The sequence below is a fragment of the Terracoccus luteus genome, assembly GCF_003635045.1.
Lineage (GTDB): Bacteria > Actinomycetota > Actinomycetes > Actinomycetales > Dermatophilaceae > Terracoccus > Terracoccus luteus.
In genome coordinates, this window is sequence record NZ_RBXT01000001.1 from 1,950,380 (window position 1) to 1,962,289 (window position 11,910).

The 11,910-nt window shown below is 74.6% G+C and carries 11 protein-coding genes; 4 read left to right on the forward strand and 7 right to left on the reverse strand.

Annotation, left to right across the window (positions count from 1 at the left end):
• Window positions 1-90: 90 nt before the first annotated feature.
• Together DFJ68_RS08880 and DFJ68_RS08885 are read left to right on the forward strand one after the other, a co-directional pair.
• Window positions 91-1,083 (forward strand): quinone oxidoreductase family protein, encoded by a 993-nt coding sequence (locus DFJ68_RS08880; protein ID WP_121032473.1) that lies wholly within the window; start codon window positions 91-93, stop codon window positions 1,081-1,083.
• Window positions 1,080-2,660: an amidohydrolase gene (locus tag DFJ68_RS08885; protein ID WP_121032475.1), complete on the forward strand. Its 1,581-nt coding sequence runs from the start codon at window positions 1,080-1,082 to the stop codon at window positions 2,658-2,660. Before DFJ68_RS08880 ends, DFJ68_RS08885 begins: the two co-directional genes overlap by 4 nt.
• 30 nt (window positions 2,661-2,690) lie before the next feature.
• Here DFJ68_RS08885 and DFJ68_RS08890 read toward each other — a convergent pair whose 3' ends face one another.
• Genes DFJ68_RS08890 through DFJ68_RS08900 form a run of 3 tightly spaced genes read right to left on the reverse strand, consistent with a single transcriptional unit; the run spans window position 2,691 to window position 4,786 of the window.
• Entirely contained in the window at window positions 2,691-2,912 is a 222-nt protein-coding gene (locus DFJ68_RS08890; RefSeq protein ID WP_121032477.1) for a hypothetical protein, read from the reverse strand.
• A 3-nt stretch (window positions 2,913-2,915) separates the two neighbouring features.
• Window positions 2,916-3,665 carry an NUDIX domain-containing protein gene (locus DFJ68_RS08895; protein ID WP_121032479.1) on the reverse strand — a complete coding sequence of 250 codons (750 nt, stop codon included), beginning with the start codon at window positions 3,663-3,665 and terminating at the stop codon, window positions 2,916-2,918.
• Window positions 3,662-4,786, reverse strand: a complete 1,125-nt coding sequence (locus tag DFJ68_RS08900; RefSeq protein WP_121035238.1) for a glycosyltransferase — start codon at window positions 4,784-4,786, stop codon at window positions 3,662-3,664. Before DFJ68_RS08900 ends, DFJ68_RS08895 begins: the two co-directional genes overlap by 4 nt.
• A gap of 35 nt (window positions 4,787-4,821) precedes the next feature.
• Between DFJ68_RS08900 and DFJ68_RS08905 the strand changes: the two genes are divergently transcribed.
• On the forward strand, window positions 4,822-5,718 hold the full coding sequence (locus DFJ68_RS08905) for a PIG-L deacetylase family protein (protein WP_121032481.1): 897 nt from the start codon (window positions 4,822-4,824) through the stop codon (window positions 5,716-5,718).
• Here the strand turns inward: DFJ68_RS08905 and DFJ68_RS08910 are convergent.
• Both DFJ68_RS08910 and guaA read right to left on the reverse strand, forming a co-directional pair.
• Window positions 5,715-8,414 (reverse strand): asparagine synthase-related protein, encoded by a 2,700-nt coding sequence (locus DFJ68_RS08910; RefSeq protein ID WP_121032483.1) that lies wholly within the window; start codon window positions 8,412-8,414, stop codon window positions 5,715-5,717. The two genes, DFJ68_RS08905 and DFJ68_RS08910, sit on opposite strands and share 4 nt — an antisense overlap.
• A gap of 56 nt (window positions 8,415-8,470) precedes the next feature.
• The gene (gene guaA / locus DFJ68_RS08915) at window positions 8,471-10,060 is read right to left on the reverse strand and encodes a glutamine-hydrolyzing GMP synthase (RefSeq protein WP_121032484.1); all 1,590 of its coding nucleotides are present in this window, start codon (window positions 10,058-10,060) and stop codon (window positions 8,471-8,473) included.
• 82 nt (window positions 10,061-10,142) lie between these two features.
• Between guaA and DFJ68_RS08920 the strand changes: the two genes are divergently transcribed.
• Complete coding sequence (locus DFJ68_RS08920) at window positions 10,143-10,703, forward strand: GAD-like domain-containing protein (RefSeq protein WP_121032486.1); 561 nt, start codon at window positions 10,143-10,145, stop codon at window positions 10,701-10,703.
• Window positions 10,704-10,781: 78 nt separating this feature from the next.
• Here the strand turns inward: DFJ68_RS08920 and DFJ68_RS08925 are convergent, their stop codons facing one another.
• Window positions 10,782-11,153: a DUF3817 domain-containing protein gene (locus DFJ68_RS08925; protein ID WP_121032488.1), complete on the reverse strand. Its 372-nt coding sequence runs from the start codon at window positions 11,151-11,153 to the stop codon at window positions 10,782-10,784.
• Window positions 11,150-11,905, reverse strand: a complete 756-nt coding sequence (locus DFJ68_RS08930; RefSeq protein ID WP_245963554.1) for an SURF1 family protein — start codon at window positions 11,903-11,905, stop codon at window positions 11,150-11,152. The genes DFJ68_RS08925 and DFJ68_RS08930 overlap by 4 nt, the downstream gene beginning before the upstream one ends.
• Window positions 11,906-11,910: the final 5 nt, after the last annotated feature.

Genomic DNA, 11,910 nt, shown 5'->3' on the forward strand with positions numbered 1-11,910 from the left:
GCCCAGCCTACGTCCGCGCACCCACAGCCCCCGGCCACCACGCACAGGCCACCACGCACCGGCCGGAGCGCCGGTCCTAGGGTGAGGACCATGTCGAGCACCACGACGGCGAGCGCCGTGACCGTGACCGAACCGGGCGACCGCAGCGTGCTGCAGGTGCGCGAGCAGCCGGTCGCACCGCCCGGGTCGGGCGAGGTGCAGGTGGAGGTGGCCGCCGCCGGGGTCAACTTCATCGACGTCTACAAGCGCCAGGGCGTCTACCCGGTGCAGACGCCGTTCGTGCTCGGTGAGGAGGGGGCCGGCACCGTCACCGCCGTGGGCGACGGCGTCGACGGCCTCGCCGTGGGCGACCGCGTCGCGTGGTGCATGGCGGGCGGCAGCATGGCCACCGTCGTGAACCAGCCGGCGTCGGCCCTCGTCCCGGTCCCCGACGGCATCGGGCTCGAGCTGGCCGCGGCCGCCATGCTGCAGGGACTCACCGCCCACTACCTCGTCACGAGCACCCACGAGGTGAAGGCCGGCGAGACCGCCCTCGTGCACGCGGCCGCCGGCGGCGTGGGTCAGCTGCTCGTGCAGATGGTCACGGCGCGCGGCGCGACGGTCGTGGCCACCGCCGGCACCGACGAGAAGCTCGAGATCGCGAGGCGCCTCGGGGCGCAGCACCTCGTCAACTACTCCGAGACCGACGACCTCGCCGCGGCGGTGCGCCAGGTCGCGCCCGACGGTGTCGACGTCGTCTTCGACGGCGTGGGCCGCTCGACCTTCGACGCCTCGCTGGCCTCCCTGCGCCCGCGCGGTCTCATGGTGCTCTTCGGCGGCGCGAGCGGCCAGGTGCCGCCGTTCGACCTCCAGCGCCTCAACGGGGCCGGCTCCCTCTTCGTCACACGTCCCACCCTCGCCCACTACATCGCCGACCGTGCCGAGTACGAGTGGCGCGCCCGCGAGGTGCTCGGCGCCCTGGCCGACGGCAGCCTGACCCTCGAGGTCGGCGGTCGGTACCCCCTCGACCGGGCGGCCGACGCCTACGCCGCGCTCGAGGGCCGCGAGAGCACCGGCAAGCTCGTCCTCGTCCCGGGCGCATGAGCCGCACCCTCCTGCGCCACCCGAACATCCGCACCGGCAGCACGGGCAGCAGCGGTGGGCACGCCCCCGTCACCACCGCGCTGCTCGTCGAGGACGGGGTGGTCGTGGCCCTCGGCGACGAGGCCCTCGCGGCCGGTCGTTCAGGGGGCGCGGATGCCGTCGTCGACCTCCCCGGGGAGGCCGTCCTCCCGGGCCTGCACGACGCGCACATCCACACCGAGTGGCGCTCGCGCGACCTGTCGTCGGTCGACCTGCGCGAGGCCCGGTCGCTCGAGGAGGCCCTGTCGCTCGTGGCCTCCCACACGGCGACCCTCGGGCCCGACGAGTGGCTGCACAGCGGCCGCTGGAACCACAACCGGTGGACGGTCCCGGTCCAGCCCGACCGCCGGTCCCTCGACCGCGTCGCCCCCGACCGGGTCGCGGCGCTGTCGAGCGTCGACGGGCACACCGTCTGGGCCAACTCGCTCGCGCTGCGTCTGGCCGGCATCACCCGTGAGACGCCCGACCCCGTCGGCGGCGAGATCGTGCGTGACGCGGACGGCGAGCCCACCGGCATCCTGCGTGAGTCGGCGCAGGACCTGCTCGACGTCGTCCCCCAGGCCAAGGCGCCGCTGCGGCCGCTGCTCGAGCGCAACCACGACGAGCTGCTCGCGCTCGGTCTGACGAGCATCACCGACATCGACGGCGAGGAGTGCCGCGACGCCTACGTCGCGATGCACGCCGACGGCCGGCTGCGCCTGCGGGTCGCCAAGTGCGTGAGGGGCGACGACCTCGAGGTCGCCGTCGCCGACGGCCGTCGCAGCGGGCAGGGCGACGGCGTGCTGAGCGTCGGGCCGGTGAAGTTCTTCTCCGACGGGGCGCTCGGGTCGCACACCGCGCACATGACCGAGCCGTTCCTCGGGCACGAGGGCTGCGGCATCGCGGCCATGCCGTATCCCGTTCTGCTGCAACGGATCCGGCGTTCGCTCGCCCACGGCTTCGACATCGCCACGCACGCCATCGGCGACGAGGCGAACCGACTCGTGCTCGACGCCTTCGCCACCGTCCGCGCGGAGGGGCACACCGGCATCCTGCGCGTCGAGCACGCCCAGCACCTGCTCGCGGCGGACGTCCCGCGCTTCCGCGAGCTCGACGTCGTCGCGTCGATGCAGCCCAGCCACTGCACCGCCGACCTCGAGCTGGCCGACGAGATCATCGGTTACCGCCCGCTGCACTCCTACGCGTGGCGCACCCTGCTCGACGCCGGGGCCCGCCTCGCCTTCGGCTCCGACGCGCCGGTCGAGGACCCGAACCCGTTCCACGCCCTGCACGCGGCGGTGACCCGGCAGCGCGCCGACGGCCTCCCCCCGGGCGGGTGGCGCCCGCACGAGCGCATCACGCTCGACGAGGCGCTGCACGCGCACACCGTCGGGGCCCACGAGGCGGTCGGGCGGCACGACGTGGGCCGGCTCGTGCCGGGCCAGCTCGCCGACCTCGTCGCCGTCGACCGCGACCCGTGGTCGGTCGACCCGGCCGACATCCGCGACACGGTGGTGCTGCAGACGGTGGTCGGCGGCGAGACGGTCTTCACCCGCTGAGCGGCTCGCCCGGCGCGCCGGGCGGCTGCGTCACTCCCCCGGCGCGCCGGGGACGACGGCGAGCAGGGCCGTCGCGAAGAGCGTCAGCGCGCCGACGACGAGCAGGAACACGCCGATGACGGCCGCGCTGCCCGCCCCCTCGGCGGTCGAGGCGCGTCGTCGCCGACGGCCGACGACGACGGTGACCGTCCCGACGAGAACCCACACCAGCCCGATGAGCAGGCCCGCGAGCACCCCACCGTTCCACCGCATCCGCTACTCCCCCGCTCGCTCGTCCGACGGAACGTCAACGGCGGCAGTACCGTTCGCGGTGTCGGCGAGGGCCGTCAGCTCGGTCAGCTCGCGCCAGGACGAGCTGAGCGGGTAGCCGTCGAGCTCGTCGAAGGCCACCCACCGGGCGTCGGCGGTCGTGCCGCCGACGTCGTGCACGACGACGGGCGACGGCGACGGGCACGTCGCGCGGTGCACGATGCGCACGGCGTGGAAGTCCTCGAGCCGACCGTCGGGCGCACGGCCCACCCAGTGCTGCGACTGCACCGTCAGCAGCGGCCCGAGCTCGATGCGCTGGCCCGTCTCCTCCCACACCTCGCGGTGCAGCCCCTCGTCCGGTGACTCGCCGGGGTCGAGACCGCCCCCGGGCAGGCCCCAGTCGCCGGGCACGTTGGTGCGGGAGTTGAACTGGGTGAGCAGCACGTGCCGGTCGGTCGTGACGAGGGCGTAGGCCGCCACCCGCTGGAACGGCTCGCCGACCTCGTCGTCCCCGACGTCCGGGTCGCGTCGTGTCGACGGCACCTCGGGCGGGATGCCGGTCAGCGGGGTGACCTCGTACGTGAGCTCGAGCGCGCCGCCCTCGGCCAGCCGCGCGGACCGGGCGCGCAGAGCACGCAGCCCGTGGCGGGCCAGCACCGCCTCCGGGTGCTCGCCGTGCGCGAGCGGGGCCACGACCTGCTCGCGGTCGCCGACGACGCCGACCACGAGCACGCCGCCGGTGACGTTGCCGCTCACCGGTGCACCAGGGCGGTCGCCCGCTCGTACTCGTCGACCGCGCGGGCGGCGACGGACCCCCACGCCTGCGCCGGCGGGTGGGTCACGTTCCAGTCGCGCAGCCGGGCGACCTCGGCGGGGTCGCGGGCCAGCCTGGCGATGACCGCGCTCATGGCCGGGTCGCCGTCGACGACGAAACCGTTCGTGCCGTGGGTGACGAACTCGCCCACTCCTGAGCCCTTTCGGCCGATCACGGGCAGACCGACGGTGCGCGCCTCGAGGGCGGCGATGCCGAACGACTCGAGGCGGGCCGGCGAGAGGTAGACGTCGCTCGCGGCGTAGCGCTCGCGCAGCGCGTCGCGCGACACGCGGCCCGGCAGCGACACCCAGCCGAGCGACCGCTCCCGCACGAGGCGCTCGACCTTGGGCCGGTCGGGCCCGTCGCCGAGGATGGTGAGGGTGAGCGAGCCGGGACCGGCCTGGTGCTCGGCCTCCGCGACGAGCTCGACGAGCGCGGTCGGCCGCTTGCGGGCGGCCAGTCGCATGGCGGTGACGAGGCGCAGCGGCCCTGGCCGTCTCTCGACCGCCCCGACCGACCAGCGCTCGACGTCGATGCCGTTGGGCAGCACCCCGACGACGGCCGCCGGGCCGACGAGACCGCGCAGCGGGGCGGCCGCGACGTCGGACACCGCCGACATCGCGACACCACGCTTGGCCCACCACCCGACGAACCGGGCGGCTCGGAAGAGCGGGGTGGCCGAGGCCAGCATGCAGTGCCACGTCATCGCCGTCGGCAGGCGCAGGCCGAGGGCCACGCGCGTCGCGTCCCACGCGAAGGGCGACACGACGCCGGTCTGCACGTGCACGACGTCGAAGGCACCGCCGGCGAGCCGGCGCCGCAGCTCGCGCGGCGCGCGCGGGTTGACCGGCAGCTCCCACGGCATCCGGGCGGCGAGGCGGTGCACCCGGATCCCGTCGACCACCGTCACCGCCCCGTGCCGCTCGCTTTGCGGGCCCGGCGTCGCGGTGAACACCTCGACCTCGTGCCCGATGCCGACGAGGGCACGGGCGAGGTCGTGCGTCTGCACCTCGATGCCGCCGAGCCGGGGCAGGTAGCAGTCGGAGAGCAGGGCCACCTTCACGGGGTCCACCCTGTCATGGGCCATGATGGCGCTCGATGCGACCCACACCCCCGCCCCCGACCCGCCGCACCGTCGTCGCGTTCCACGCCCACCCCGACGACGAGGCCCTGCTCACCTCGGGGACGATGGCGCGGGCCGCCGCCGAGGGGCACCGGGTCGTGCTCGTCGTCGCCACCGACGGCGGCCTCGGGCTCGCCGCCTCCGAGTACGGCGGTGAGGGGTCTGGCGAAGGGTCGGGTGGAGGCCGGGCGGCCGACCTCGGCGACACCCGCCTGTCCGAGCTCCGCGCCAGCGCCGACGCCCTCGGCGTCGCCCGCGTCGAGACCCTCGGGTACGCCGACAGCGGGCTCGGGCCCGAGCTGCACCCCGACCCCCCGGGCCGGGTGCGGTTCGTGCGGGCCGACCCCGCCGAGGCGGCAGGTCGGCTGGCCGGCATCCTGCGTGAGGAGCGGGCCGACGTCCTGCTGCACTACGAGCCCAACGGGGGCTACGGCCACCGCGACCACCGTCGCGTCCACGAGGTCGGCACGCTCGCGGCGCGACAGGCGGGCACGCCGCGAGCGCTGCAGGCGACGGTGCCGCGCGACACCATCTGCCGGGCCATCGACCTCGCCGCCAAGGTCTACCGCTTCCCCCCGGAGTTCGACCGGTCGAGCTTCGACACGGCGTTCTCGGCGCGCAGCGAGATCACCCACCGGATCTCGGTGCGACGCCACATCCGGGCGAAGCGCGCGTCGATGCGCGCCCACGTTTCTCAGGCGAGCGCCGACGGGGGCGCCGACCGCACCCTGGCCGCCTTCCTGCGCATCCCCCGCCCGCTCTACGACCTCGTCTTCGGCCGCGAGTGGTACGTCGACGCCGCGGCGCGGCCGGGTGACCCCGTGCGCCGCGACATCTTCGAGGGGCTGCCGCCCCGCGACGGGACCCGCTAGCCCAGGGGCCGGACGAAGACGAGCGCCATCGGGGTCTGCTCGGAGCCCTGGCCGAGCGGGTTGTCGGCGAACATCGCCTCGTACCGGGAGCGGTCGCCGGCGGCGTCCTGACCGAGCGCGTTGCGCCCGATGTCGTTGGCGTCCATGACGACCGTGCCGGCGTACGTCGAGCGCCACGGCTCCGGCACGCGGGCGCGGATGGCGGCCGACAGGCGTGCCGCGACCTCGTCGGGGTCCTTCGGGGCCAGCTTGGCCGACACGTTGGCCGGGTAGACGGAGTACTCGGTGGGGCCGTCGATGGCGCGGATGTCGCCGCCCACGAGCTCGTAGAAGAGGCCGCGACGGCCGACGAGCTTGCCGGCGAAGCCGCCCGCCGAGGCGTAGAGGACGCGCGCGAGGCCGGCCTCCTCGATGGCGAGCTGCATCGTGAAGGGCGAGCCGAGGCCGATGCCGGCGGGCGTGCGCGTCACGTAGCGGCTCAGCACTCGCGCGGCGCGCCCGACCTTGATGTCCCAGATGAAGAACGAGCGGCCCTGGGTGATGGCGACGATCTTCTCCGAGATGAAGAGGTGCCACGGCCCGCTCGTCGGCCCCTCGTGCTCGGGGCCGGCCGCCGGCAGCCCGTCGAAGAAGCGCTCGACGTACGCGAGGGTGCGGGCGTCGAGGTCGTCGTCGCGCCCGAACAGCTCGGTGCGCAGCGGGTAGCGCCGCACGACGGTGCCGTCGTCGAGGGTGAGGTCGAGCTGCTTGCGGGCGTTGGGCTCGTAGTCGGTCTTGACGTGCACCGGGGCGGCCTCGGCGTCGTCGGCGGGGCGGTCGTCGACGAGCTCCTGCATCCACAGCTCGAGGTTGAGCAGGCGCCAGACGACGTCGGTCGTCGTGCCGTGCGAGCCCTTGATCCAGCCCTCGAACGCGTGGAGAACCTCGGTCTGGTCGACCCACGGCCGGTTCGCGAACGGCTCGGACAGGAAGATCCCGTAGACGTGGTTCTTCAGCCGCATGAACCACTCGTCGGCGGGCACGGCCGCGAGGCCACCGGATGCCGGTTCGCGCCGGTCGGTGACCGACGCGGGCAGCCGGTCGCGCACCGCCTCACGCAGCACCCTCGCGCCGCGACCGCCCGAGACGAGGGCGTCGTCGCCGAGGTCGGCGGCGAAGCGCACGAGGCCCGTGTCGAGCCAGGGCTGGCGGGTGCGGACGCCGTGGCGCCGGCCCACCCGCTCGTCGACGAGCAGCTGCTCGCGCAGGGCGCCGTGGCGCAGGCTGTCGGCGAGACGACCGGCCCGGGTCGCCGGTGTCGGCGCCGCGGGGGCCGACGGGGTGGCCGACGTGCGGCCACCGTGCCGACCGACGAACGTGCGGTCGAGCAGGGTCGTGACGGGCACGTGGCCGCGGCCGGGCACCCGGGCGGCGAGCGCGGGCAGGCCGACGCGGGCGACGGCGCCGACCGAGCCCGCGGCCTCGCGGGCCGCGGCGAGGACCCCCGCGGGGCCGCCTGACGGACGACCGGCGACCGCGGACGGCCGCGCGCGGAGGTGGGCGACGACCTGCTCGGGCCGTCCGGAGAGCAGGTCGAGCCCGCCCGTGCCGGACAGCAGGGCCGCGACCTGCCCGGACGCCTCGCGGGCCACGCGGTAGCGGACGTAGGCGTCGACCGAGTCGACCGGCTCCTCGAGGGTGCGCACGAGGTCGGACAGGTCGTTCTTGAACTCCGTCGGGGTCGGCGTCAGCACGTGCGGCCGACCCTCGTGACGGCAGGCCCGCGTGACTGCTTCGACGGCGCGCTCGTCGTCGCCCCCGTGCTCGGGGAAGACCGCGGAGAAGGTGGCGGGGGACGCCCCCGCACCGGCGGCGGACCCGGTGTCGGCGAGATCGTCGACGGCGAGCGCCACGGCGCCCGAGGCCAACCCGCCCGACACGCCGACCCCCACCGGTGCGGGGGCGCGCAGGCGTCGACGGACCGAGTCGGCGAGGCGCGACCGCAGCTCGGCCGGCAGGCCCGCCTCCCAGTGACGGGCCGGTGTGGCCACGGCGACGTCGTCGAGGAGCGTGGAGAAGCGGCGTCGCTCGACGCCGGCGTCGGAGACGGTGACGACCTCGCCCGGGGCGAGGCGCTCCACCCCGGCGACGAACGTCGAGCGCTCGTCGCGCGGGCGGCCGAGGAGGTAGTCGCACACGGTGCGCTCGTCGACCGCGCGGGCCACGGCGCCGCTGTCGAGCAGGGCGGTGAGACGGCTGGCGAACACCCAGCCGGTCGGGTGGCCGTCGCCGGCGTCACCGGCGACCTGGGCGAGGTGGAGGGACCGCAGGCCGAGGTGGTCGCGAGCGAGCGTGAGCCGACCGGCATCCGGGTCGACGACGGCGACGGCGAAGGCACCCTCGAGGCGGTCGAAGCCGCTCTCGCCCCACTCGACGAAGGCGGCGAGCACGACCTCCCAGTCGGCCTCGCCCTCGAAGGTGTGGCCGAGGCCCTCGAGGTCACGTCGGACGTCGACCCGGTTGTAGACCTCGCCGTCGAGGGCGACGGCGAAACGCCCGCTGCGGCCGACGACGGGTGCGCTCAGCCCGACGGGTCCGAGGGTCGCCGTCTCCGCGCCCTCGCTCCCGTCGCCGGCCTCGTCCCACGGGCACCGGCCGAGCCGGTCGAGCAGCGACGGGTCGGCCGTCAGGCCATGGTGTCCGGCGATCCCACACATGCGCCCAAACCTATCGGTCGCACGAGCGGGCCCGACGCAGGCTCAGCGCGCGCCGGTCACTCCCACTCGATGGTGCCCGGCGGCTTGCTCGTGACGTCGAGGACGACCCGGTTGACCTCGTCGACCTCGTTCGTGATGCGCGTCGAGATGACGGCGAGCACGTCGTAGGGGACGCGGGCCCAGTCGGCCGTCATGGCGTCCTCGGAGGCGACGGGGCGCAGCACGACGGGGTGGCCGTAGGTGCGGCCGTCGCCCTGCACGCCGACCGAGCGCACGTCGGCGAGGAGCACGACGGGGCACTGCCAGATGTCGCGGTCGAGGCCGGCCCTCGTCAGCTCCTCGCGGGCGATGGCGTCGGCGCGGCGCAGCAGGTCGAGGCGGTCGGCGGTCACCTCGCCGATGATGCGGATGCCGAGGCCCGGGCCGGGGAACGGCTGGCGCCACACGATCGTCTCGGGCACGCCGAGCTCGAGACCGACCTGGCGCACCTCGTCCTTGAAGAGCGTCCGCAGCGGCTCGATGAGCTTGAACTGCAGGTCGTCGGGCAGGCCGCCGACGTTGTGGTGGCTCTTGATGTTTGCCGCGCCCTCGCCGCCGCCGGACTCGACGACGTCCGGGTAGAGCGTGCCCTGCACGAGCCACTTGACGGGGTGCTGCTCGTCGCCACGGTCCTTGACGACGTCGCGGGCGGCCTGCTCGAAGACGCGGATGAACTGGGCGCCGATGATCTTGCGCTTCTGCTCCGGGTCGGTGACGCCGGCGAGCGCCGCGAGGAACTGCTCGCGGGCGTCGACGACGACGAGGTCGACACCGGTCGCCTCGACGAAGTCCTGCTCCACCTGCTCGGCCTCGCCCTCGCGCAGCAGGCCGTGGTCGACGAAGACGCAGGTCAGCTGGTCGCCCACCGCCCGCTGCACGAGCGCCGCGGCCACGGAGGAGTCGACGCCCCCCGAGAGGGCGCAGAGGACGCGGTCCTCACCCACCGCCTCGCGCACGGTCTCGACGAGGCCCTCGACGACGTTCGACGCCGTCCAGTCGGGCGCGATGCCGGCGCCCTTGCGCAGGAAGTTCTCGAGCACGCGCTGGCCCTGCTCGCTGTGCAGCACCTCGGGGTGCCACTGCACGCCGTAGAGGTGGCGCTCGTCGTCCTCGAAGGCGGCGACGGGGGTGCCGGGGGTCGAGGCGGTGACGGCCATGCCGTCGGGGGCGACGGTCACCGAGTCGCCGTGCGACATCCACACCGTCTGGCGGGTCGGCTGCCCCGAGAAGAGGGTCGAGTCGACCCCCGAGATGTCGGCGTCGGTCTTGCCGTACTCGCGGGAGCCGGTGTGGCTCACGGTGCCGCCGAGGGCCTGCGCCATCGCCTGGAAGCCGTAGCACATGCCGAAGACGGGCACGCCCGCCTCGAGCAGCTCGCGGTCGAGGGCCGGGGCCCCGTCGGCGTAGACCGAGCTCGGCCCGCCGGACAGGATGATCGCCGCGGGCTCGCGGGCCAGCAGATCGGCGGCGCCGGTCGTGTGCGGCACGACCTCGCTGTAGACCTGCGCCTCGCGCACCCGCCGGGCGATGAGCTGGGCGTACTGCGCGCCGAAGTCGACGACGAGGACGGGGTGGCTCTGCAGGTCGGTCGGGTGCTCGTCGCTCACGCCAGCCAGCCTATCGGCCGGTCCGGATGCCGTTCACCTCGCCGCCGCGGCCCGCTCCCGTCGCCGCCGGTACGTTTGTCCCATGGTGACGATCGCTGACTTCGTGACTCAGGCGCCGGTCCCGGACGACGTGGTCGAGCGGTACCGGGGCCGGGTGCCCGACGAGCTCGTGGAGATCTGGCGGACGTACGGCTACGGGACCTTCGCCCACGGATTCCTCCGGGTCATCGACCCGGCGCTCTACGAGGCGAAGGTCGGTGACTGCATCGGCAAGACCCAGGGCGACGGCGTCGCCATCCCGATCATGGCTACCGGGCTCGGGGACCTCGTCACGTGGGAGCCCAGCGTCGGCGTCATCGGCATCCTGTACCGCGAGCACCGCACGGTGGGACTCGCCGGCACCCTGGACAACTTCCTCTTCATCGTCGACCTCGACGGGCCCGAGGAGCTCTCGGACTCCCTCCACTGGGACCTGTTCCCGGAGGCGGTCGAGGCGCACGGGCCGCTGCCCTACGACGAGTCCTTCGTCTTCGTCCCCCTGCTGTCGATGGGCGGCAAGGCGAGGGTGGAGAACCTGCACAAGCGCTCGACCATCGAGTCGATCCAGGTCGCGGTCGACCTCCAGGGCGTCATCGGGCACTGAACGGCCGCCGACCCGGCCGCCGACCCGGCCGCCGACCCGGCCGCCGACCCGGCACCGACCCGGCACCGACCCGCGGGGTCAGCGGGCGGCGTCGTCCGCGACGTAGGCCCGGCTGAGCAGGGCCTCGGTCTCACGGGTGTTGCGCTTCTCCGCGATCCACGGCACGACGGGCACGAAGCCGGCGAGCAGGTTCTTGCCGATGCGCTCGATCCCCCACGCCGCCTTGACGCCGAGGTTGGCGACGCTGGCGGCGTAGAGCATGTAGAGCACGCCGTGGATCGGGCTCCACGAGCGGGTGAGGAAGTTGTCCATGTCGAGCGCGTACTTCATGACCATCTCGACGACGAGGACGACGAGGGCGACACCGGCGATGAACGCCATCACCTGGTAGGCCTTGAGCGCCGAGCGGATCTGCTTCGGCTTGGCCAGGCTCGACGGGTACGTGCTCACGCTGCGACCTCTTCCCGGGGGGCGACGGTCTCGGGCGCGCCCTCCTGCTCTGCTCGGTACATCTTCCACCACATCCAGATCGCGAAGACCCCGAACACCCACCACTGCACGGCGTACGCGGCGTTGCGCAGGTTCAGCGGCGCGTCGAGCGACGGCGGCGGCACCCGCTGCAGGTCGGTGGCGACGACCGACCCGTCGACCCGCTCGGCAGAGGCGAAGACAACGGCGTTGTAGAGGTCACCCGGCCACTCGTTGACGAGCGAGGCGAGGTCGACCGACCGGCGCTGCTCGCCGGGCAGGGCCGGCCCGGTGCGGGGGGACTCCCCCGGCCCGAGCGTCCCGTCGACCGCCACCGTGCCGGTGGGCGGGGTCGGGGCGGTGGTCGGGGTGCCCGGGGTCAGCCCGCGCAGCACGGCGACCGTGCCCTCGGCGGTGACGAGCGGGGTGACGACCCAGGAGCCGTCGGTGCCGTCGAGCCGGCGCTCGACGACGACGAGGCTGCGGGCCGCGTCGTAGGTGCCGGTCGCGGTGACGGGCCGGTTCGACAGCGGGGCCGTGAAGGCGGCGTGCGGGTCGAGGACGTCCTGCAGCGGGGCCCGCTCGAGCACCCCGGCGGAACGGACCGCCTCCTTGAGGCCCTCGTCGCGGGCGACGCCGAGCTGCCAGAGGCCGAGCAGCACGCAGGCCGCCACCGCGACGAGCAGCAGCGCGGTGTACCCCACCCAGCGGGGGGTGAACAGGCCTCGCAACACGGCTT